A 22,833-nucleotide genomic window follows, 5' to 3' on the forward strand; every position below is an offset into this window, starting at 1 on the left:
TATCCTAAATCTGGCTAATCCAAGTGTTTTTTTCTCACTTGTGAGAAATCCGGGTTACCCCATCCCTCTTGTGCTGCGTGTTTAACTATGCTGCGTCGAATTGACCTGCTAAGATAGTCGAATTCATTTTTTACCTGATTAAAATGAATGATGCGATTATTGCTGGCATTGCTCGTATCACCATCACCTATAAATTCATAAAAACTCTTGCAACCCTTTGGTAATTTATCGTATTTGGTTAAAACTTCATTACCTACCCAAAGATAAAGGTCAGCGTAATCCCTATGTAAAGGTGCTTCGTAAGTTGCAGGCATCATGTAGGTAAGAACTTCTGTGGCTGTGCTGGAAACACCAACCTGATTCTGTTCGTATTCAGTGAAGATAAGTTCCAATCGATCCTGAATACAAGCAAACTTCAGCCATTGGGGAATCGTATCACTCCAAGGACTGCGATGAATTACCAATGGCCCTGCAAGGTAGCGAACATGGTGTAGGGAAAATTCAGCTATTTCTAAAAGGCTTGCTAATAATTCTTTTGGTGTATTTAAACTTGCCAGAACTTGCAGCATTTTTCGGGTGTTGTCTGGCAGTTTGGTACTATTAACATCACTAATTTCTGCCATTATTTCTGGTGAAATGAAATTCATTTGCTCCATTTTTCATCTCGATATGAGCGCATCACCAAAAATAGCCAATCGGCTAAAAAATTAATGTCCAAAAGGTAAATGCTGATACTAGATAAATCTTTTTATGCTGGCATTGATACAGCTTTTTTAGGTAATGCCAATGAATAACGAACCCACAATTAACCAAAATCTTGATACTGACGACAGTAGTAATTATCAGTCTGGCAGTGGCTATCAATCTTTATGTTACGGTGTTGAGCAATCAAGTTCTGGAGATAGTAGTAATCCTTTGCAAACAGACCAATTTAGGGATGGTTATCAAGAGAATATTTTTGAAATCAATCTTGGGGATACACCTTACACTGAATCGGCTGCTAATCCCAATCCTCAATTACCAGGATATGGCTCTGGCTCCGGTTACAAGTCTAAGAAAAGTCAACAGTCAGCATTCCCGGAGCTAGAGTTATAAGTCATATTTTCACTCTCTTCCTATACCCCATAAGCAACAATTAATTGGGTTCTCATTCAATAAATTACTTTGCTTATCGGGGTGTAGTTGCTGTCATTTTTAAACCTGAAATTATGAAGATACCAAAAGTATGGATATCTCTTCTGGTTGTCATTGCTTGTATTATTTATAGTATCGCCGCACAAGCTACAATCAACACAATTGGTGATGGCAATTTACCGACTCGAATTGTAGAAGTTGCAAATCCTCAGTCTCGACTACCTGCTACTAAAGTTTTGCTGCCAGACTGGAGCCGCATTTCTCTGGCCCAGCTACCAGGTATCAGTCAATCCGGTGCAATTGATGGCAGTCCCTACAGTCAAACACTAGGTTATGACCTGAGTCGCACTTGGAATGTGGGTATGACTCCTGACCAATATTTGAAGTTAGGAGATATCAGTGAAGCATTACAGGCAGAGGAGTTTTCTTTGCAGGCGATCCAGGCGATCGCTCTGGGCACACAACCAGAGGCGAACACAGACATTAACAGTATAGATTTAAACAAAATTGCCTTGAGTGAATTTCCCCTAATTGGTGAGCAGACATTGAGCCATTTAGCTCAGGTTGTTCCAGAATTAGCTAAGACACAAGTAAACAATATTACACCTGTTGCAACCTTACTAAAATCTCAGGGGATTGCTGCATCTAATTTAACACTAGCTCAAGTACTAACACAGTATGAAGTTGGGCAAATGAAGCTGGGAGAAATCGACTTGTCAGAGTTTTCTATTTCTTCAATTCCTAACTTAGATGCAGTACAGCTACAACAATTTACAGGTTGGATGAATAGCAATGTTTCGGATATTCCTGGTTTGGGACAAGTACCTTTAGGATTAATGCCTAATCCCATCACTGAAATTGGTAGCTTGGTAATGCGGATTGATGTAGTTTATGGGCCAGCAGAAAACCGCCGTAACAATACGATTTCTGGTTCAGACGTGCAAGGGTTTTCTGTGCCTTGTACTGTAAAAGACTGCGCTTACTTAGAATTGGATGATTTGGAAAATGCAGGTCGTAGCGATCACCGAAGGTGGGCGTTCCGCCATCGCAGTAAGTTGGAAGGTAAACAGTGGATTTCCGGTAAATACCAAGAAGTCGAGGGCGGGCGGGGTATCCTGAAAGCAGTGAATAACGGTCGGGAACCAACAGGACGGCTACCGTTTGGTAAAGCTTTTAAGGTGGTGGTAATGGAGCCGGATGAAACGACTGATACGGTAGATACGGCTTTGTTCTTTCGGTTTTGTGCTTGGCGAATGGGTTGTACACCTTACTTTATCGGGCCTGTTCCTTTTTTCAGCTACAAGGTTAACTCTCTGATATTTGTAGGTAATTTGAGTGAACAGAGGACAAATACCGCGTCTTTACCAACTGGAGCGACAAGAGAGCCGAAAGCTAACACTACCAACCGTACTGGAGTAACAGAGAAGATTAATCCATGCACCTTTAGTAGTGCTAGTCAGTCGATAACAGATCAATCATTCTCTGGTATTGATTTGCGATCGCTCTCAAATGCAATTGCGGAGATTGAGAGCGCTGGTAGCGGCGATTACAAAGCCATTGGCATACATACCTGTGCGGATGGGGGGTTAAATTGTGGTCGCGCTCTCGGTCGCTACCAGTTCATGAGTTATAACCCCTATGCAGTGCAGTTAATTGCTGCCAAGCCTGGAGGTCAAAAGTTCTTGAGTCAAGTAGAGCAAGGGCATCAACCAACAGAGGCTGAACTATTTGAGTTTTTTCCTCCAGCTGACCAAGATAGGGCATTTATGGCTGATATGGCTAAAAAAATTCAAGTGACACAAGAGCAAATCGATCCGGCTACAGGACAGCCATTTACGGGCGAACGCCTAATTGAACGAGTGGCTCAAAAGCATTTTGGTGGTGATTACAGCAAAGTTGATGGAAATGGCTCAGATGCCCTCGGTCGCCTCAGTCTCAAAGATTACGGCAAAACCGCTTTAGCTAGTTATCGCAACAGTAATAGCGATAATGAAACGCTGACCTGTTCTCCTAATGTAAATTCTAGCTACATCAGCACTGCTAAAAATACTGAAAATGGGAGGTAGACTATGACAGATTTATCTAAAACTTCTATTACTTCACCCCATGAGATAAAAGAAATACTTGATACTGATCTGCATTCAAAAATACACTTTGGACAAACAGGGGAAGGAAAGGGAGTTTATTCTGACTCCGCCTCCTCTACTCAGTCTCAACCACTGAAGACAACTGCATATCAATTACCAGCACCGACTATGAGGGTACGCTACTGGATTCATTGGTTTCGCATTGGTTTGGGCATCTTTTTGTTGCTGTCGATTCTCATGAGCTTAGGGGGTTGTAGCTTAAATGCGGCAACTGTTACTTGGAACAAAGCTGCTAATGTTGTGCCTGCTACAGTCGTTGAACAGGTGATTGTAGAAAATACAGAGTTAAATTCCAAAGTATCTGCTAAAAATATACTGGCTTGGAGTGTGGAAGGGAAAGACGGCAGGTTTGCAGTTTTCAACTTGAACACGCCTGATGTCTGTGGTGCTTTGGGATGTCTGTATACTGGTTACTGGCTCAGAAAGGACAAACCAATTACTCAGGTATTCTTGAGTTACTTGAATCCCAATCTACCACCAGGTAAACATTTGTTGTCAGTGGGAGAGAACCGAGGTCAGGCATTACCGTGCATTAAAGTACTGCAAACTGAGCAAGAGCAGCTACGCCAATTGAATTTTTGTTTCAATGGCACTGGCTATCAACTTGCTGATAGTCAGCTTTTCACTAATAGTAAAAATTCCCAAAGTTGATAACTCGAAATCTAGAAGAAAACTCTGCCATAGTCATCTTAGCTACGGCAGAGTTTTCTTCTAAAACCTCTAGGAAATTCCCATTAAATCGGTATCTAGGTCAATGGTGGATGAAGAGTGCTGTTAGCGGTAGCGGGGCGTTTAGCCCGTGCTGAGTTAAAAGGCCGCCCACAAGTGGATGCCGTGCGGGGCATATACCAAGTACATAAGTACTGAGTGACTTTTAATCTACTCAGAACTCATGACTCAGCACTGAGTACTGGGTAGTTTACCAGCACAGACGCTATAGTTGCATTGGACTATTCCTCATCATCCAGTTCATCGTCTTCCTCCTCAAAATCATCATCGTCTAACTCAGCTTCCAAATCGTCGGTTTCATCGAGGAAGTCATCATCGTCAATAAGTTGAATTTTGCGAGGTGGCTTGGTCGCTGGTTTCGATTTACGAACGCTTTGAGTTTTGTTCCTATTCTTATTTGGTGGCAATACTTCCACGTCTACAGATACCGATTCTCCCGGCAAAGCAGGTAGTGATTGAGGTTCATTAAAACCAGCGATCGCATCATGTTGTTGCCAAATTAGGGCTTTAGCTGCGGGTTGACCCAAATAAAATTGAGACAGATTTTCAACGGTGGGTTTGGTATAAGCTACAGTCTTACAACAGTCGTGTTTATTCTTACCTTCGCCTTCTTTGACAGCTTTGAACTCGACTTCCAGTACACCTAAGCTACGCCACCTATCGCTTTTGCCGCTAAATGGCACTTGGAAATAGTTAGCAAAGGTTTTCTCCAAAGAACGGTAAAACTCCTCACGCACCGACTTAAAACTCCAGAGAGCTACATTCTTAAAGCGGACAACGACAGGAGTAGTATGCAGGGGTTGATTATCCTCATCCAGAAACACCAGTGCATGTTCTGAACACACATCCATTGTTTTCTTGTCAAGGTTATGCTTGTATTCATCATAAAGCCCAACAAAAGAACCACCTAAGTCTTCAACATCTGACTTATAACGGATATATTCTGGTACAAAAGCTAAAACTAATAAGCGTGCTTGAGTAATTAAGAGTCCAGTAACATCTTCAGTTAGGGTGACAATAGTTAGGTCGTTTTCATCAGGCATATCAAGCCAGCCAGCCTTTTCTAACTGGTCTTCTGGAATTAGAAGTCCGGCGGGTTTGTCATTAACGACAATGCCGTAAGGCAGTAACGGTCGTCTAACTTGGTTATAACTGTCGCTGAGAAGTTCTGGGTCAATATCGTCAATATCAAGGTCTGACAATTGAGTGTTAGAAGCTTTAGATTTAGCTGCTTGAGCTTTGGTATTAGCTTTGGGATTATCAGCAGCAGTTTTGCCAGTAGATTGATTGGAGCGATTAGAGTTGTTTGAAACCCTAGATTTAACCATTGGAGTACATAAATATGATTGCCCAACGCATGAGGCGTTAGCCTCAAAACTTATTTACCAATCGTTGTTTATGAGGCAATTACTCTCCACCACAGATTTAAACTACGCCATCAAATAAAGTATCTTGAATGCTAATTTACAAACTAGCGAAAATATAGATGAGGATGACAGGAGGTTAATCATGAAATTATCACCATTATATGTGCAGTGGGAGCAAGAGGCTCAAAAGCAAGGGCAAGGGATGGTTGTAGAAAATTTACCAACAGTTCGATTTGGTAGGCTGGATGAACAATTAGCCACAATTATTCAGCCTATTCTAGAGCTACCTTCACAAGAGTATGCTTCTTTACTGTTGCAGTTATCGAATCTCTCCCGTGAGGATTTATTGGCCAGGTTTAACAGCAATCATTCATAAAGCTGTTATGTATCTGACACTCCTCTAGAAATAGAGTTTCTAACACCTCTAAAAAAATGTCCAAAAGGTCAATACCCTAGCTTTCACTTGGTAGCTAAAATTTCTGCTAAATGCATACTTCACTGCTATGAACATTTCCCAGAAAAATCTACCACACAACCAGATCACTGCTAACTCGACATTAATTGAAGTGTCATCCTTCCAAGCACCTCTGGCTAGCATTGACTTTGGCAAGTTGTTTCAACAGTATAACAATCCCCAAGGTTGGATGATGGTAGGTGGAATACTGTTCGTTATACTGTTGTTGCAAATCAGTGGTAGTGGTAAGGGAAAAATTACCACTGGTAAAGTCTCCGGTATTAGCGAGAAACTAGCAGCAACTAACCTAGCACTCAAGCAAATCAAGGAGCATAAACACAATAAAGTTACCCTGTGGTCTGGAACTCCTCGCTATTGGGTAAAAGGTAAATGGCGATATCTACGATGGGCTACGCCTACGCTAATTACTAATCTGCAAACAATGTTAGGTGCATCTCCTACAGTTTGGTTTCCCAATGCCGAAAGGGGAACACTGGTAATAGGTGCGCCTGGGTCTGGTAAAACCTACTCTACCATAGACCGGATGTTAGAAAGTGCGATGCAGCAAGGTTTTCCGATTTTACTCTACGACAAGAAGGGCGACCAACTACGACTCCATGCACCCCTAGCTGCACGTTATGGCTATAAAGTACGAGTATTTGCCCCCGGTGAACCCTTTAGCGGTGTGATCAATCCTTTGGATTATATGCGTGATGCACGCGATGGGGTAATGGCGGGGGAAATTGGACAAGTGATTAACCGCAATGCTTCCAGTGGTGGTAAAAGTGATGAGTTCTTTGCTAAAGCCGGTGACTTGTTAGCTAAAGCACTTTTGCAGTTAGTTAAGGGTTCTCCTTACCCAGATATGGCGATGCTTTATGCGGTGCTGCGGTTGCCAAAACTTGTACAACGTCTTGACCATGCAGTACAGTCCAAAAGGTTGGATGAATGGGTGGCAACTTCGTTTATTCAATTTTTGAGTGCTAAGGATGCAGAGAAGACTATTTCTGGGATTTTGACCACAGCAGCAGGTACTTTTTCATCTTTCATCCAAGCTGATTTGCTGAGGGCATTTATAGGGAAATCGGACATTCCCACTAAGCTGGAAGGTAAAGAGATGGTAGTGTTCAAGCTAGATGATGAACGCCGCAGTGTGGTTGGGCCTCTGCTGGCGGCTGCAATGCACTTGATGATTGTTGGTAATTTGAGCCGTCCCCGCAAAGACCCGTTGATTATTTCTTTGGATGAATTACCATCAATTAAGCTAGACCGTTTACCTCAATGGATTAATGAATATCGTTCCAACGGTGCCTGCTTTATTCTGGGTATCCAAAGTTTAGAGCAACTTTACGATATTTATGGAGATAAAATGGGGAGTGCGATCGCTTCTGCTTGTAGTACCCATGTTCTGTTTAATCCTGGGAACTACAAAACGGCTGAGGATTACTCAAAGCGTTACGGTGAGAAGGAAGTGCTGATTAAAAATCGTACCACAGGGCGATCGCTTGGCGGACAAATGAGCCGTTCAATTAGCTGGAGTGAGAATTTGCAAAAAATGCCTGTAATCAGTGCTGACGAAATTTTGAAATTTCCTCAAGGCAAGTGCGTAATTACCAGTCCTGGTTACAGTTCCGAGGGACAAGCTTCTATTCCTTATCCTTTAATTATTCCCGTGTCTAAAGCCGATGAAAAACGGGCGCATGATAGTGAGGCTCTTTGGGACACACAAGTTAAACCTGCTTTAGAAAGTCAGGTGATAATTCCTGATATTAAAACTTTAACACAAGCATTACATGAACGGATTGAGTCAGCCGCGCGGATGTTGCCATTACCAGAAGAAGATGTAGCACCTGCACATGAGTCTAGTAGCAGTGAAACTGATGTTTTAGAAAATTTCCCAGCACGAGTTTATCAAACTCCCGGATTGCAAGGATAAGAGGCTGGTAGCTTTTAAGAAGCGAAATATTGTTGGATATCTTGTTGCTCACTGCATAGAATCTTCAGTGTTAACTGGTAGATTTTGGCAGCCTTTTTTCACTTTTTTAGGTTGTGTTAACGCTGTTTAACTAAGTGTTATATATAAGCTGTCGCATCTGTAATTTTCCAGAGCATTACAGAGTTACCAATGGTTGCAGACCTAAAAAGTGCAAGTTATACGCACGACAGCTTACTCCTTCGGAAATTGGCGAATGTATTGAAATTAAATTTTTACAAATTAATGCTGAATCTTAGCAAGACAATATCACCTTTTACCCTTAACTTTTTTCAATGCCGCTTGTCGTACTTCTGCATTAAGCAAATAACCAAAACCCACCTTTTCTAAACGCAGCACAAATTCCTCTCGTGTATTGCCCAATTTACTAGCTGTAGCATCCAAATTCCAATTATGCTCTGCTAACTGACTCAGCAAATAAACTCGGCGAGTCTGCATTCCTGATAAGCGGTAAGTCTTCAAATACTCCAATTCACCATTCTCTCGAATAATTGCTTCCCCAATATGATTTTCTTCGTTGGGGTTGAGGTCAGTAATAAATCGTTGTAACATGAACGAACCAGCAGTATAGACTTTTTGGGAAATTAACTTGCGTCCTAACAGTCCCTCGGCCATGAAACCCTGAAACGATGCCCAATCTGAACGCATATTTTGTACTGCTACTCTCAAAGCTGTTAAATCATTAATTTTTGACTCATCTAAAGATACACTCATGGTCAAAGTAGTATCGTGCAGCAACGCGTATTGGTACAGTAACTCACCATAGAAATCTTCTAACAAGCTATTGTGCAGAAGTCGATAGTCCTCTGGTGTCGGTACTACAAAAGCTGATGCTAATGCTTCGGCAACAAATACTAATACTCCAACCTGTTGAGAGTGAATTTCAAATACCCGCAAAGCATCTTCAAGTCCAGCAATGTAACGTCCACTAAAAGAGCTTTCCATTCGGCTACCCAACCCATGAGAAAGGGCATACTTAGAATATTCACTCCAGGCAATATCAGGGCCAGAGAAAAACATTGATAAAAAACCTTCCATTGCCAAGTGCAGTGGCAAAAATCTCAGTTGATTACTAGATTCCCGCTTCGCCATTCGGTGCATCAACCGGACACTGGCGCAACCATAGTTTAGCTGTTTACCATCTGTTTTAAAAAGCTGTCCCCCAAAAGCCCCCACAGGACTGCCGTCATTAGTCCAAGACAACACTAGGCCGTGAGGAACATAGGAAAAATATTTCATTCCTGGTGCTGTCATTTCTCCTGCTAAGGAAACAACTGCTAAATCTTCATCGTAGCTACGACGCAGCAAACGCAAGTCGTTACGTACTTGATGACGCAATAATGGCACAATCCGCACTGTTCCCCGTATTTGAGAAGGAGCAATTTCTAGTCCTTTGAGTGATATGTCTGCTAACAGATTGCTTTTGGATGCCATAAGATGGTGTGTCTATTTTTATTAACTTTAAGCAACACCGTATTTGGTATAGGGGCGTTTGTATGGGGGATGCAAGCCTAAAACAATATCTGAAGCTGGAACTCCTCTTTCCACTAGCTCTTGAGCAATATCGGCTTCTGTCATATTGTGCTGAATCCAAATTTTATTATCTTTAATGTCTAAATGAATGTAACAGGCATAAATACGATTAAACTCTTGCCAACCAATATCTAGAATTTGATAGTGATCGTGTTCTGTATCAAAAATGAGTTGACATTCAATATTTGGTTCGTTTGGGGGGTTTGGGGTGGCATGGGCGATTAATAATTCGCGCACAATTTGGCGATATTTGGCTAGTTTTTCCATTCGATTATCTCCTCTGTATTCGGTTTATATACTATTATTTTTAGGGCATAATGTGATATTGCTGCTTGAGTAAAACGCTCCTGAAAAAAAGTATTAAAAATATCAATAGGAACAGCTAAATAGAGGATGCGATCAGGTTCAGTCATTTCTAAGGCAAGGCGATAGTTGAGAAACTGACCTAGTGCATTATGAAAATCACTAATAACGGAGGGATTGATAAAGCTTTTAATTTCTACAGCAATTTTCTGCTCATCTTTTTCAGCAGCAAATACTTTTTCAGCAGCGAGATCAATCTCTAGTTTAACGCGCTCTATGCGAATGATTAATGGATCGCTAGTAATTGTCCATCCGTCTTTGATTAAGGCTTGCTTGACGGCTTGGTGGAATAGGTCTTTGGCCATAGTGGAATATTTACAACGGTTTTCAACTATATGAGGTACACCTATACCTTACAGCCTACACCCTGTCCAACATTTGCTTGACTCGCTCTGCTAAATATGCCTCCAGTTCAGCTAAAGATGCAGAACCTTCAGCAAACCGGGCAAAGCCCAACATCGTAGGTAAATCTTCTGCATCTCGTAATCCTACTGTGGGAATTGCGGGACTCAGGGGGTGTAAAGAAAAGTCATCGGCGTTGTAAACAGGATTGCAATGAATAATGGAAGTTTTTTGTTTTGGGTCTAAACGATCGCGATATACACGCAGAATTTCCGATGCTCCACAGGGGGGATCGTTTTCCCAACCATCGGTGACAAGTACTACTAAATCTGCGCCCCAGTCCAAAGCATCCAGTAGGGGAGTAGCTAGGTCTGTTTGTCCACGAGGTAGAATCAGCAGTGGATCGCTGGTTGATGCTGTCCAAAAAGCTTGGTATTCCTGGGATGCTGCTTTTAGTAAGTAATGAGTAGCTAAAGCTACCCCTAGAGGACGACGATGTTTTTCGGCTGAACCGGAACTGGAGTAGCTGCAATCTAGGACTGCTGCTACTCGTCCTAGTTTTAGGGGTGATTTTCTTAATGTGAAGGCAGCAGATTTCTCTAATGCTTGGTTTAAGATATCCCACTGCTGTTTACGAGTATCCAATGGCAAAGATAGGATATACAGTGCCAAACGAGTTAGGGGGAGATGACCTAAATTAATGTCGATTTCTACTTCTGTGCGGTTGGCTGAACCTTGAAAGCGCAATTTTTCATTCAAGGTCATTTGCTCTTGAATACGGGATAAAAAGACCTCTCGTTTAATTCCATGTTTCGCTGCTAAACCTTCGGCAACTGTAAAGGGTAACTGATAAACTGCTTGAGCGCTATAGTGTGCTTGGCGAAATGTCTCGAATAATTCTGTTTGATAAACTTGCTGTTTCCATTTACCAAAGAGGAAGTTGCCTAATTCCCCTGGTAGGGTGAGGTGAGCATGGGAAGCGATCGCTCGAAATTTAGAGCGATACTTCACAGCATCAAAGTTGATGTCACGTTTTTGCTGGAGATAATCACGAGCGATCGCTCTGCTACGACGATTATTGATACTTCTTTTCCGCAATTGTTGCAATACTTCCCAACCTCGTTGTGGTGGTAGGGCTGTTAATGCTGCGGCAATTAATGCACCTTCTTCTTGTCGATGTTCAGGGGGTGTATGTTTTCCTGTTGCTAGTAATTTGAGGATAATCTGCGCTTGGTTGAAGTGGTTAATTCCTGCTGCTAATGTCCGGGTATAGAGTAATCGGTAATTACCTAAAATATAGTCGTGCAAAAAGTCAATAGATACGCGCTGTCCGTAACCATCACCGTAGAACTCACGCTGTCCTGTGCAGGAGAGGCAGGCATTAATGAACATGACTAAATCTTCCCTTGCCACCTGCTGATGTTGGTTAGCCCGATTAATGTCCATTGTTGGCATAGTGGCTTTTTTGAAGGGGGTACTGTTCGGGGAATGACGACACGACAAGCTAGGATAGCGTTACAGGCTAGGTTCGGAAGTCGCACCAAAGTCCCGCAAACAGTATTAACGACTATTTTAAGTTCTAGATTAGAAAATAGCTAGAGGAATCCGACTTAAATCTTACTAAGTATACTGAGGCTCTAACCTCTATGACGCAAGGCTTCTATTTTCTCAGTTTTTCAAAAATTAAATAGGAATCCTATAGTTGTTAAAGTAAGTCTGCAAATTCATGAGATACGTCCTGATTTTCCCCATATACAACTTGCATAGGTAACTTTGACGGCGCTAATAGACAGCAAGTGCTATTTCTCAACATTATTATTTTGCCATACCTCTTTGATAAACTTTTTGAACTCTTCTAGAATCAGAGGTAAATCACTATCAATTTCTTGGGTTTGTTGCCCATTTGTAATTGGACGAAACAGACGACGGCCTCGACTATCAAAACCAATTTTATCCGCAACTGCCATAAAGATTGAGTAATCTTCTGGTACTGGTAAATCTCCACCTTTGCGCTGAAGAATCAAAAAGCTGGTGATAATTCCCAATCCACATTCTACCTGAAAGTTTTCTGTAGGTAACTGAATGGAAGCAATTAGCAAAGCCATGTCTTTTAATAGCCATTGGCGAAAGTGTGCTTGCTTAGATGAAGACAGAATTCCATTAGATACCAAGATACAGACTATTTCACCAGGTTGCAATTGATTTAAACACTGTTCTACAAATAAGCACTCTTGTTCTGCTTGGGTTTTCAACTTAGATGTAATAACGTAGCTTCCATCTCCGTGTTTTATCCATTTATAAGCCATCTCAAATCTGGTTAGTTCTGAATCGGAAGTGAGATTAATTTTGCAATAGGGAGGATTGGCAATGGCTACAGTAGGCAAGGAAATTGGCAGAGGAGGATTACTGACACAATTTTGAAATAGTTGTTGCCATTCAGTAATTTGAATTTCCATCAAAATAAACTTCCTTGCAACATATTTTGTGCTTTAGTATTTTCGTATTTGATACCATTAATCAGCAAACTATTATTTAGCTTCGGTTTAGGTGTTGATGCAGAAGTTTCATACTTTAGATTTGGTCGGATAAAAGAAATACCCTTGCCAGTCAGGGTGTCTCCGATGACTAAATCTCCACCCAAACTAGGAATAGGCAATGCCAAGTACGGAGCATAAAGCATGAAGTTTAAACTTGCTATTTTTATTAGTAGTGAATCCCACTCCCAGCCTGTCAAACTGATGGCATAATTTGACATTTCCAATGCTAATCTTCCTGTACCAAGTGCTGGTTCATATATATGAAATGGTGCTATTGCAGCAGAACTGTCAACTGCTGCAATAGCCATTGTCCTGGCTGTCCAAGTAGGAGTAGGATAGAATTTAGCTCTTGATTGCCCGTAACGATTAGCAGCCAATAAATTACCGAAGTAATCGAAGGGACAAGAAATCAAAAGCTTCAGTTCTAGTTCTTGAATAAGACGATTACTCGCACCGTTACATCCCTCTGGCTCATGAGGCAATTTAGCAATGCTGGGATGCCCTAGAGCATAAAGTAACCAGTCAGTGAAATAGGGAATAAATCTGGAAGGACTGCCACATCCACCTTTAGGAATAGATTGCAGACAGCTTGAGAGCATCTGTAAAACTTGAGGATGTCCTAAGTCTAAAAACTCAGTTTGTGGTATTTCTTTAGGCAGTTCTCCAGTTTCCATTGTCCATCGCCATTGCTCCCACCTACCTTGATATTCATCATCTAATTTCAGTAGTTTTGATAATAGCCATCCATGTTCAACAGTTGATTTTAGTACCATTGGGATTATCTGTAACAAGCATTTGCCAATGGCAGAGGCATTAGCCTCTTAAATCTTGACTTCTGGAATAGCTTCTAAATTGACCATTGACGATAACTCAGGAATGACTATGTTTGATTGTGATTTGTTATCTGGAGATTGAGTTAGTAGTTTAATTAACCATTTTTCAGTCTGCATCTGATCCTTTTTATTCCAGCGTACATCTAATCTTTGGGCTGGTTTCACAGGATGTAATGCTAAAACTACGAGTTGTATTTGGTTAGGAGTAACTGAGTATTGTCTAGCCGTAGTCCACAACTTTACCCGGTCTTGCCAGCTTAAGTATGGATGGCGTATAGCCCATTCATAAAGCCTGGGAATACCTTGTTTAAATGCTATATTTGTTAATACTTGAATAAAGTGCTTGTCGTCATTAATTGCAAGAGGTGCAATAACTGGATTATCGACTAATAACTTTTTCCGAGATTGAAAAATTTCCGGTGCAAGTTCCTGTATTTGATCAACCCACTGAGCAATTTGAGGATAGGCATTTAATAAAGGTTCTACAGTCAGTCCTAAAAATAGTTGTTTCATCACCAAAGATAAATTATCTGCAACTATAGAGTCAAAGGCATAGCGATTTGGATAATATTTTTGACTGGGTAATAGGAGTTGTTGCTGTGTTTTAGTAATTTGTTGAATATCGGCAAGATTAATTACTGGCATGGTGGAGAGAATATAACATCTCTCCCATGCAGCGGTAAGCTGCAAATTAATTACTTCGATTAATTATGCTTCAATACAGATATACAGCGTATTGCCGGTTGCAGGAAATCCAGTTGCAGGAAGTAGAAAATTTAGTTACAAAGCTACGCACCAATTGGGTTTTAATGTTGATAGTTGAAGGCTGATGTAATTAGGCAAGATAGCCAGGGCAAGCGTATGTTTAATAGGAGTAAGTTTTTTGATTGAGATTATTAGAGTTCGTGCTACACCGGGGCAAATTGAGCAGATGCTACAAGAGTTAAAGTTTTATATTAAGGTAGCGGTAGATATTGAACATCGGATTCTGGCTGGGGGAGGTGAAATGCACTTTTACTGTGAACAGGCGTTGCTAGAAGATGGCAGTAAGCAGAGTGATATTTGGGCTGCTAGTTTTAGACCTGATACACAACAGATAATCTATGAGTCTATGGTTAATCTCCGTCCCCGACAGAATCGTTCAATGGAAATTATGGACGTTAAGATTAGAGAACAGGTTGCCGCAATTATTATGGAGTTTCTGGGATGAATAGTGGCTTAACTTATGAGCAAGAAACCTTTGTGCAAGATAGTATTCCTGTTAGATTGGGAAAATTGGCAACTAATTTAGCACGGATAAGTCAACTTTTCAGTGACTCTACGGATGAGGATGTGGTCAAAAGCCTGATTAGAGAGACTATGTATTTTATTGAGTGGATAGGCCCAGATATAGATATTGATAATGCTTTTGAGTTAGCAAACTTAGGAAGGTTTCTCACACGCTGGCTGTTTAACTGGGAACAAGCCTGGAATAACACAGAAGCTAAAAACCAGATTATTCAAGAACTTGGCACTTGGTCAGACAGTGTTTTGCAAATGTCAAAATTACCTGCTGTACAACAATCCTAACTGATAATGACTCAATCCCAACCTCCATTACCACAACCCAAACTCGAAGGATCTGGTATTACCTCTGACCAGTATTTTGAGTTTACTCCAGAAAAACTAGAACTGAGTAACGGATATTTGGGTTACGGTGGACAAGACCAACTTGGATTTCATTTGTCTGTTCTCACCAATATGGGATTGTTGACAGCAGTTCGACATACAAATTTGTCGCTGTGGCTAGAAGCGCTCAAAGGTGTGGTGAGGGAAAAACTACCAACTGTCAACGCTCAACCAGAAGTAGCAGAAGCAATGCTCAATCGATTTAATCGGGCGATCGCAGACTTGGAGGCAGTGATTGAGTATCTGGGACAATAAAATCTGGAAGTTGAGCGATGTTTACGACGATGCTTGTGTCAAACATCAGGTGTAGCGATAGGCTACGTTTTGTCGGAGGCGATCGCATCTAACAACAGTAATCCCATTTGCTTCAATAAAGCAATGTTACCATCAGGGCAACCATGTTGAATTAGGCACTTGGCACAGCCAGTATCGCAATTACAATCTCGTGCGATCGCTCTAGCAGCACTAGCAAGTTTTGGCAGATGTTTAAACACAGCTTCAGCCGCACCATTACCACCATCACTGGTATCATAGAAATAGCCTGTGTAATTGTTATTTTCCCCTAACTCCTTCACTACTGTAAAATTTACCTGTTTTGGGTCAACTCTAGCCACCAGCTGTAACGCTCTCATAATTTGATGCCCAAAGCTGTGGATAGCAATCAAGGTACTGGAATATTCCCACAACTGTTGATAGCCTGGTGGAATTGGTTCTCCACTGCGGGTTAAATTGGTTCTAGTTTCCAAAGCATTGTGCTGGAGGTATTCCCGCGCACTTGAGTTAATTGCTACTTTGACCATTGGTGCAGAAAATTGAGTACGGAAAGGCTGCTCAAACTTTTCTTCTGATAGGGTTTTCACAATTACAGCTTTGCGTGTGAGTTTGCTACAAAGTGGACAACGACGTTCTTTAGGTAGCAGCTCTTTATAGTTAAGACACCGCTTGTTCAAACAAGTCTGCTCATAGATTTGGGTCATTAAACTGTAACCACTGGTAATGTGTTTAACTTCACCAAAACTAAGTTCCAGGGTTAAGTATTCCTGACAATCATCAACATCACTGACTTGAGAAAACAGCAATGGTAACTTCACCGGATCTGTCAGCACTGTTAGGCTGCTGGTTTCTGATTCTGTAACTGCAACTGTAAACAGTGAGCTATCTGCTGTCTGTTTTAAAATTGCTTGCTTGCTGTTCAAGTCAAGGGAGATGCACCGATAAGTCAGCATTCGTCCATTGGCATCTTGTCGTTTGTAGATGGCTTGGGGATGGACTTCCCGGTGAGCAATATCTTCTGAGATTTCCTCTAGTTCTTCCCCAGATTCTGCATCTACTAGCTTGATGGTAGTTTGGGATAAGCCACCCCGAAAGTTAACATCTTTATGGGGATAGCCTTTTGCCCACAGTCCATTACGACCTTTATTTAGATGCCCTTGGGCTAACAGGAGTTTTGCTACCTCGTAAGCTGCTGTGCCAAAGTAGTGCTTGATTTTATTAGTAGGAATACCAGTTTCGGCTGCTGCACACATCAAATGTTTAGCAGCAAAGATGGGATATTCGTCGTTAAAGAAGACTTCCTCAGCTTCTCCTGATACCAGCATTTCTGGATGTTCTGCTACATAGCAGTCAATAGGATTGAGAGCATTGGGAAGCAGCACTGTCAGTCCAGACTGAGAACGTCCGGCGCGGCCACTGCGTTGCTGGTATGCCATTTTGGAACCTGGCCAGCCACGCAAAATGCAACATTCTAATTCTGGTAGGTCAATTCCAGCTTCTAATGCTTCTGTGGCAATAATCCACTTGATCGTGCCAGACTGGAGTTGGTCAACTACTTCTGTACGACGCTCAGAAGTTATGCCACTGTAGAAAGCGGCTACTTGGTTTGATTTGAGTAATTCTGTGAGTTCCCGCACACTGCGACGGGAGTTACAAAAGGCGATACCTGATTTACCTTGATTGAGCAAAAATTGAATTATTCGAGCGGTATCACCAGTCAAATTGTAACTGGGCTGAGTGATTATTATTTGTCTGGATGGTGAAGCGGCTCCACTTTTGCGAATCCAAATTAGGGGTTTGGGGTTGAGTTTAGTTGGTTTTAAGCCGGAGAGTTTCAGAGCCAGTTGTTTAGGATTACCACAAGTGGCACTCAGGAAGATAAATTGCAGTTTCTTGGAGTCGCCACCGTAATGATCTACTGCTAGTTTAATGCGACGAATCAGCCAGGACATATTTGCGCCATAGCTGCCTGAGAGGGTGTGAGCTTCGTCAATTAATATGTAGCGCAATCGCTGATAAAAGTTTGCCCAATGCGCGGATTTCCAGGCTTGCTTGAGTTGAAAGTGGATTAATTCTGGTGTGACACCTAAAATATGCGGTTCACTCTTGAGGATTTGTTCTCGTTTTTCTGATTTGACATCTCCAGTGATCATTGCCAGTATAGGTCTGGATTGTGTTGGTATGGTAGAGAGTAGTTCAGAGATTTTGTGGAACTGGTCTAGCGCTAATGCTCGTAGTCCATAAAATGCTAATGCTCGATGTTCTTGATTTATACAACCTTCCAGAATGGCGGGGTATGTGCTGAGAGTTTTGCCACTGGCTGTGGGAGAGGTAAGGATTAAACTTTTACCTTGTCTAATTGCTTGTAAGGCTTGAAGTTGGTGAGAGTAAAGTTGGGTGATTCCTAATGATTGAAGTGCTTTAATTAATTTAGTTGGCAGGTCATTAGGGATATTTTTCAGATTAGGTTCTTTGGCAGGGATAGTCTGTTGCCAGAGTAAATCTTCACCTAGAAATTCAGTAATATCTGTTGGTTCAGTAAGATGGTTATTTGAGTTGGAATTTTCTGTAATGGGTGTACGAGGTGGTGTCCAAAAGCTTTGTAGTAAGGCACTATAATTGGGCGTGTTCATGGCGGTGTTTTTCGCTCACTGCCCTAAAAAATCCCCCATTGGGGGAGTGATATTAAATTAGGATAAGTAATAGGGGGTCTGAGGCACATTTTCTCGTTTCCACTGTGCTCCATAAATCTTAGTTCGACGGTCAACTTGTTTAACGGCAGATTCAATCGAACTTTCTTTGTTCAGCTTGATAGTATTCGTAGTTGATAAGGCGTAGGCGTACCCCGCCGTAGGCATCGCTATGTTTTTCGAGATAACGACAAAAGTTTTGCGCTTGCTTACTCTTACAATCAGCAAATAGAGTTTTAGCAGCCTCAACTTAACCCCCTATTCACCAGATTTATACTCTATCGAATTGTGTTAGTTAAAACTCAAACAGTGTTTATTTACTGCATTCATATTATGTGAATAAAGCTCAGGGCGAGGCTATTTCTATCTCTTTCTAGTGGCTCAGAAGCTTAATTGGTTCCCAATCTTATCACATCAATTTCTTTATGTTGTCCACACTTCAGATCAATTGTTAGAACACCAATGTATTAAACCTTTTTTCAAAAAGAAGTGACTTCGACAATCTACTGTACGCCAAACGGAAGGATGTAAACTAACTGTGCCGTCTAGGTCTTCTGTTAAGTGCCACCTTGGAGAACCTTCTGGCATTAAACTCATGTGTAAAGTTGTACCACAGCCACAGGGGCAGCACATTGCAGCGTACCAAAGATACTCACCTTCACCAGCAATGTAAACACATCTAGAATGCAGTTCATCGGGTAAATCCATTACCCACACAGTTCGTAGTGGCAGTGGTTGTCTTAACAGCCATAGTTTTAGTATTCGATAGGCATAATAAAACCATTTCATACAAAAATCACCTCTGTATCACTTAACTCAGGATTGTCTAATAGAGGAATCACATCACCCCTCCCTACGTGCTTCACTAAAGTTGGACAAGGAGTTGCCATTGGCTCAGTGTATAGTTGCATTTGACTAAAACTGAACATCAAGGAAGCATATTGTGAATTAGGTTCCTCTCGGTAAGGATGTAGTCTTGCTAAGAATTCCAACACTGCAAACGATGCAATATTCATGTTGATGCTAATAACAGCAGGTCGTTCATCTGGTGGTAATCCAGCAATATATTTGTCACGACGTAGTTGCTCATACTCCTCCGGATTAGTTCGCTTTAACCCAGCCGCCCGAACTTGCTCTAGTGTGAACATACCTCGACTCCAAAGGCTTTGCCCTGGCTGAAGATATTGGATACCGCCACAGGATTGATCAATACCACCTTTGCCATCAGCCTCCAACTTTACACCCAAATCGAAGTAAGGCAGCAAGTAAAACGTTGCTAGACGATTTAAGAGCCAACGACCATCGATCGTGTCTACACAACCAAAAACAACGTCACAATCTGCGAGCGATCGCACGGTTTCAGAATTGAATAAGCTGGTAGAAAATATCTCAACTTGAGTTCCTAAACCCATCAATTCAAGATTTCGTCGCGCCATCTCCACTTTTAGTATTTTCGTTTGGGCATCAATCATCCAGGCAGGAATACGGTTTAAATTCTTTTCCTCAACATAATCAGGGTCAACTAACACTAATGCACCTACACCATACCGTCCAAGTTGTTCTACAACCCAACTCCCCGTGCCAGAGCAACCAACAATACCGATTTTTAGACATTTAAGCTTGGCATATGTGTCTTCACCAAAAGTTTGTGCTGTTCGCTTGGCAAATTCCGGTACAATTTGTAAATTTGTATTAGGGTAATAGAACTTCAAATCTTCCCCGACAACTTTAACAACTTCGAGTGATTCAAACATTCCGTCTGGAGATACAATGCGTCCAATAATCTGTCCATTGGGCAACATAATTGCGCTGGCGTGGGGGTAATCATCCTCCATCCAGCCATAGATGGAAGGAAATAGTTCACGGTCAGATTCATCATCTACTTCAGAGTGCCAAGGGTAATTTTGCGGATGCCCATGAATTTTAAGAATTGCCATTCCCCGTCTTGACGCCTCCCCTAGTAATGGAATCAATAGATCTGTTGACCAAGAAACGCGATTAGCTTCTCGAACTGAACAAACTTCGTAAGGAACAAGAATAACCTTGTAGACAAGCAGACGATGGCTAGTAGCTCCAGCACGACGACCACAAAGAGCGATGGCAACTGCTTCTTTGCCGTCAGAAGGCAGAACGTGTGCCTTAATTTCTGCCTGCTGATCAGCAGTCATAGTCACAGAGTATTTCATCGGTTCACCTTAATTTAGTTCACGTTCCAGCCAATGTTCAACCAACCCTAAATGCGTACCAATATAATCTTCACCAGGCATCCAGGGGTTAGCAGGTGTACGATGTCTTGACCAACGTTGCCAAATTTTGCTATCAAAAGTGTCATTACGGATTGCTGCGATCGCTTGTCCATTACTTGACACCAGAGCGGGATAGAAATACACCATGTCAAGCTGGGTATCAGGATAGCCCGTTTCAATCCGAAGATTTAAGTCAACTGTGCGGACGTTATATCCATCTGGTACTGGAAAATTATAGAGAATGACACGTCGGTTGCTAGGCTCAACAACTGTTTCCCACAGTAAACCAGAGGCATTAAGATATTCTTCATCTACTTCAGGCAGGCGAAACTGACGACGGGCAGTATAGCCTTCGGTCTGGTCAAGCGGTAGTGTTTGGAAACGCTCAACACCTGGCGTAGCTAGATTGACCGTTTCTTCTAACCCAACTCGCTTCGTTTGTCCACCTCGAAACTTCTGGTCAATACGGAACCGCTCTGGTGGGGTCTTACTTGCTAACTCTAGCAGTTCACGTCCTGTCATCATTGAACGGGTTACAGTATAGAATTGCTTACCAATCCTAATTCTGTAACCACGACATTGTGTAGGAGGTATCTTTCCTGATTTAGCAAACTCCTCTAGATCAATAATTTCATCTACAAAGGGCTGTTCACCATCTACCTTAATCATGCTGACCTTCTTATTGGATACTTCGTTTATTTAAATGTGTTTACAAAATAGTTTAAAAAACAGAAATTTGTAAACTAGTATAATTACGGATAAATTATGATTGGTAAAAGATTAAAGCTAGCAAGACAAGGAAGTGGCTTGTCATTACGAGAACTAGAATCAAAAATTGAAAACTTAGTTTCAGCCCAGGCAATCGGAAAGTACGAGCGGGACGAGATGATGCCGAACTCGACGACACTAATAGCTCTTGCTAAAGCATTAGGGGTTTCTGAGACATATTTACTGGGACAAAGTGAGCTAGAACTCGAAGGTTTAGAATTTAGGAAGAAAAAAATTACCAGTAAGAAAGAGGAGACTCACGTTGTAGCGGCGGTTCTGAGCCATGTTGAGCGATATCTAGAAATTGAAGAGATTATTTATGCTCCAACTACGGAATGGGACTCACCTCGTGAAGCTCCATTTCCTGTAAATTCACTGAAAGATGCCGAGTTTGTGGCTGAACGCCTGCGTGTTTACTGGCAATTAGGGACTGATCCAATTCTTAATTTGGCTGAATTTCTTGAATCTCAAGGCATTAAAATTTTGTCTCTATCCCTAAACAATAACGTCTCAGGATTAACCTGCTGGGTAAAACGCCGTAACCGTAAGCAGGTGCCGGTTATTGTGATTAATGCAGATGATAATGGTGAACGGCAACGCTTTACACTAATGCATGAACTTGGGCATATGGTGCTGATTACTTCGCCCAACCTTGATGTAGAGAAAGTCGCTCATAGAGTTGCAAGTGCATTTCTCATGCCCGCCTCAATTTTATGGCTTGAAATTGGCAAGCGCCGTAGTCGCTTAACAATTGCAGAGCTTGCTCAGTTAAAGCAATTACTGGGAGTTAGTATGCAGGCATTAACTTATCGATGTAAAGATTTAGAAATTATTGATAATTCCACTTTTCAAAGTTTGTTTGCTGAATTTGGGCGAAGAGGGTGGCGGACTCCTCCTTATGAACCATTTCCAGTACCTAAAGAAGAACCACACCGCTTTGAACGACTTTGTTTTAGGGCTTTATCAGAAAATGCTATCTCTGAAGCTAAAGCAGCAGAACTGCTAGGTCTACCAGTGTGTGATTTGATAGCCAGGATGGATTCTGCTCAAGCAGAATCTATTCCAAATAGAGATACACGCTAGGTAGTTTTTAGTCAATTATACTAATACAATTGTTATAAACATATGCCGTATTTGTAAATTGAAGAGTTTAATATGTAATTTTTCTCTTTTTAAAATGCTCATTATCTTAACTACAATGTGATGCAGTTGTTGGTATCAAATCCGTCAATATTGATAGCACTAGAGCGAGTGGGGTTTCTCGAACCACTGTTCAACTTACCTATCGAAGTCAATGTCACCGATCTTCTTTACGAGCGTGAATTAAAAGACTATGACGGACAAAAGCTACTAAAGCTAGGTTTACAAATTCAATCACTTGATCCAGAAATGGCAACCTTTGCGATGCAATACTGTCGGAGTAATACAACCCTATGTCAGGACGAAGGTTATGCGTTTGCCTTAGCTCAAAAGTCTGAATACATTCTTTTAATAATTAATCCTGAGTTGGCAAGATTAGCTGAAATAGAACGTATCCAATATTACCCACTGAGCTTGCTATTTGAGTTAATGCTTGATCGTCAAGTAATTAGCCAGGACTTTCTCCAACAGGGATTGTCCAATATAACTGCAATGACTCGTTGTCATTTGTTAAGGAAGGAAGCAGAAGATTGTTTATCTAAAATAATTTGACGGAAATACCCAAAAATATCGCTCTTGGAACTACAGCCAAGCTTGCCGACCTTTACTATCTTAT

General features: G+C 41.5%; 23 protein-coding genes and 1 pseudogene. 10 read left to right on the top strand and 14 right to left on the bottom strand.

All coding sequences use genetic code 11. The annotated features are described in order from the left end of the window. Positions 1-14: 14 nt before the first annotated feature. Positions 15-647: a hypothetical protein gene (locus tag ACM0OX_RS17470; protein WP_414516354.1), complete on the bottom strand. Its 633-nt coding sequence runs from the start codon at positions 645-647 to the stop codon at positions 15-17. Between the two features lie 139 nt (positions 648-786). Between ACM0OX_RS17470 and ACM0OX_RS17475 the strand changes: the two genes are divergently transcribed. The 3 genes from ACM0OX_RS17475 (at position 787) to ACM0OX_RS17485 (ending at position 3,932) form a co-directional block, all read left to right on the top strand. Then, positions 787-1,095 (top strand): hypothetical protein, encoded by a 309-nt coding sequence (locus ACM0OX_RS17475; protein ID WP_414516355.1) that lies wholly within the window; start codon positions 787-789, stop codon positions 1,093-1,095. A gap of 113 nt (positions 1,096-1,208) precedes the next feature. Then, complete coding sequence (locus tag ACM0OX_RS17480; RefSeq protein ID WP_414516356.1) at positions 1,209-3,200, top strand: M23 family peptidase; 1,992 nt, start codon at positions 1,209-1,211, stop codon at positions 3,198-3,200. 3 nt (positions 3,201-3,203) lie between these two features. Then, on the top strand, positions 3,204-3,932 hold the full coding sequence (locus ACM0OX_RS17485) for a hypothetical protein (protein WP_414516357.1): 729 nt from the start codon (positions 3,204-3,206) through the stop codon (positions 3,930-3,932). 299 nt (positions 3,933-4,231) lie between these two features. On the opposite strand, the gene ACM0OX_RS17490 is transcribed toward ACM0OX_RS17485, so the two are convergent. Continuing rightward, positions 4,232-5,338 (bottom strand): DUF5895 domain-containing protein, encoded by a 1,107-nt coding sequence (locus ACM0OX_RS17490; RefSeq protein WP_414516358.1) that lies wholly within the window; start codon positions 5,336-5,338, stop codon positions 4,232-4,234. Between the two features lie 181 nt (positions 5,339-5,519). Between ACM0OX_RS17490 and ACM0OX_RS17495 the strand changes: the two genes are divergently transcribed. Beyond that, complete coding sequence (locus ACM0OX_RS17495) at positions 5,520-5,753, top strand: hypothetical protein (protein WP_414516359.1); 234 nt, start codon at positions 5,520-5,522, stop codon at positions 5,751-5,753. Between the two features lie 127 nt (positions 5,754-5,880). Further along, positions 5,881-7,767, top strand: a complete 1,887-nt coding sequence (locus tag ACM0OX_RS17500; RefSeq protein WP_414516360.1) for a type IV secretory system conjugative DNA transfer family protein — start codon at positions 5,881-5,883, stop codon at positions 7,765-7,767. Positions 7,768-8,073: 306 nt separating this feature from the next. Here ACM0OX_RS17500 and ACM0OX_RS17505 read toward each other — a convergent pair whose 3' ends face one another. The 7 genes from ACM0OX_RS17505 to ACM0OX_RS17535 all read right to left on the bottom strand — a co-directional run bounded on the left by ACM0OX_RS17505 (position 8,074) and on the right by ACM0OX_RS17535 (position 14,077). Next, on the bottom strand, positions 8,074-9,258 hold the full coding sequence (locus tag ACM0OX_RS17505; protein WP_414516361.1) for an ARPP-2 domain-containing protein: 1,185 nt from the start codon (positions 9,256-9,258) through the stop codon (positions 8,074-8,076). Positions 9,259-9,285: 27 nt separating this feature from the next. Continuing rightward, the gene (locus ACM0OX_RS17510) at positions 9,286-9,624 is read right to left on the bottom strand and encodes a XisI protein (protein ID WP_094333515.1); all 339 of its coding nucleotides are present in this window, start codon (positions 9,622-9,624) and stop codon (positions 9,286-9,288) included. Continuing rightward, a complete protein-coding gene (locus ACM0OX_RS17515) occupies positions 9,612-10,025 on the bottom strand; it encodes a XisH family protein (protein ID WP_181927201.1) in 414 nt (137 codons plus the stop codon). Before ACM0OX_RS17515 ends, ACM0OX_RS17510 begins: the two co-directional genes overlap by 13 nt. Before the next feature lie 55 nt (positions 10,026-10,080). Beyond that, positions 10,081-11,508: a hypothetical protein gene (locus tag ACM0OX_RS17520; protein WP_414516362.1), complete on the bottom strand. Its 1,428-nt coding sequence runs from the start codon at positions 11,506-11,508 to the stop codon at positions 10,081-10,083. Between the two features lie 353 nt (positions 11,509-11,861). After that, positions 11,862-12,518: a type I restriction endonuclease subunit M gene (locus tag ACM0OX_RS17525; RefSeq protein WP_414516363.1), complete on the bottom strand. Its 657-nt coding sequence runs from the start codon at positions 12,516-12,518 to the stop codon at positions 11,862-11,864. Further along, entirely contained in the window at positions 12,518-13,372 is an 855-nt protein-coding gene (locus ACM0OX_RS17530; protein WP_414516364.1) for a hypothetical protein, read from the bottom strand. The genes ACM0OX_RS17525 and ACM0OX_RS17530 overlap by 1 nt, the downstream gene beginning before the upstream one ends. Positions 13,373-13,420: 48 nt before the next feature. Then, the gene (locus ACM0OX_RS17535) at positions 13,421-14,077 is read right to left on the bottom strand and encodes a hypothetical protein (protein ID WP_414516365.1); all 657 of its coding nucleotides are present in this window, start codon (positions 14,075-14,077) and stop codon (positions 13,421-13,423) included. 238 nt (positions 14,078-14,315) lie between these two features. Here ACM0OX_RS17535 and ACM0OX_RS17540 point away from each other — a divergent pair, with 238 nt between their 5' ends. Genes ACM0OX_RS17540 through ACM0OX_RS17550 form a run of 3 tightly spaced genes read left to right on the top strand, consistent with a single transcriptional unit; the run spans position 14,316 to position 15,355 of the window. Further along, entirely contained in the window at positions 14,316-14,642 is a 327-nt protein-coding gene (locus tag ACM0OX_RS17540) for a DUF5674 family protein (RefSeq protein ID WP_084177611.1), read from the top strand. Continuing rightward, positions 14,639-15,001, top strand: coding sequence for a hypothetical protein (locus ACM0OX_RS17545; RefSeq protein ID WP_414516366.1), 363 nt, complete (start codon positions 14,639-14,641; stop codon positions 14,999-15,001). Before ACM0OX_RS17540 ends, ACM0OX_RS17545 begins: the two co-directional genes overlap by 4 nt. A 6-nt stretch (positions 15,002-15,007) precedes the next feature. Then, positions 15,008-15,355: a hypothetical protein gene (locus ACM0OX_RS17550; protein WP_414516367.1), complete on the top strand. Its 348-nt coding sequence runs from the start codon at positions 15,008-15,010 to the stop codon at positions 15,353-15,355. Positions 15,356-15,417: 62 nt separating this feature from the next. On the opposite strand, the gene ACM0OX_RS17555 is transcribed toward ACM0OX_RS17550, so the two are convergent. From ACM0OX_RS17555 to ACM0OX_RS17575, 5 genes and pseudogenes are all read right to left on the bottom strand, one after another. Continuing rightward, positions 15,418-18,006, bottom strand: coding sequence for a DEAD/DEAH box helicase (locus ACM0OX_RS17555; RefSeq protein WP_414516368.1), 2,589 nt, complete (start codon positions 18,004-18,006; stop codon positions 15,418-15,420). Positions 18,007-18,063: 57 nt separating this feature from the next. Further along, positions 18,064-18,313: pseudogene (locus ACM0OX_RS17560) on the bottom strand (hypothetical protein); the annotation flags it as partial. A gap of 194 nt (positions 18,314-18,507) precedes the next feature. Beyond that, positions 18,508-18,852 (bottom strand): DUF6527 family protein, encoded by a 345-nt coding sequence (locus ACM0OX_RS17565; RefSeq protein ID WP_414516369.1) that lies wholly within the window; start codon positions 18,850-18,852, stop codon positions 18,508-18,510. Beyond that, on the bottom strand, positions 18,849-20,249 hold the full coding sequence (locus ACM0OX_RS17570) for a HesA/MoeB/ThiF family protein (RefSeq protein ID WP_414516370.1): 1,401 nt from the start codon (positions 20,247-20,249) through the stop codon (positions 18,849-18,851). The genes ACM0OX_RS17565 and ACM0OX_RS17570 overlap by 4 nt, the downstream gene beginning before the upstream one ends. 9 nt (positions 20,250-20,258) lie before the next feature. Beyond that, complete coding sequence (locus ACM0OX_RS17575; RefSeq protein WP_414516371.1) at positions 20,259-20,978, bottom strand: multiubiquitin domain-containing protein; 720 nt, start codon at positions 20,976-20,978, stop codon at positions 20,259-20,261. A gap of 96 nt (positions 20,979-21,074) precedes the next feature. Here ACM0OX_RS17575 and ACM0OX_RS17580 point away from each other — a divergent pair, with 96 nt between their 5' ends. Both ACM0OX_RS17580 and ACM0OX_RS17585 read left to right on the top strand, forming a co-directional pair. Next, positions 21,075-22,160 carry a helix-turn-helix domain-containing protein gene (locus tag ACM0OX_RS17580; RefSeq protein WP_414516372.1) on the top strand — a complete coding sequence of 362 codons (1,086 nt, stop codon included), beginning with the start codon at positions 21,075-21,077 and terminating at the stop codon, positions 22,158-22,160. Between the two features lie 117 nt (positions 22,161-22,277). Beyond that, positions 22,278-22,769 (top strand): hypothetical protein, encoded by a 492-nt coding sequence (locus tag ACM0OX_RS17585; RefSeq protein WP_414516373.1) that lies wholly within the window; start codon positions 22,278-22,280, stop codon positions 22,767-22,769. Positions 22,770-22,833 lie beyond the last annotated feature (64 nt).

It is taken from the genome of Nostoc sp. PCC 9305 (assembly GCF_963920915.1).
Taxonomy (GTDB): domain Bacteria; phylum Cyanobacteriota; class Cyanobacteriia; order Cyanobacteriales; family Nostocaceae; genus Nostoc.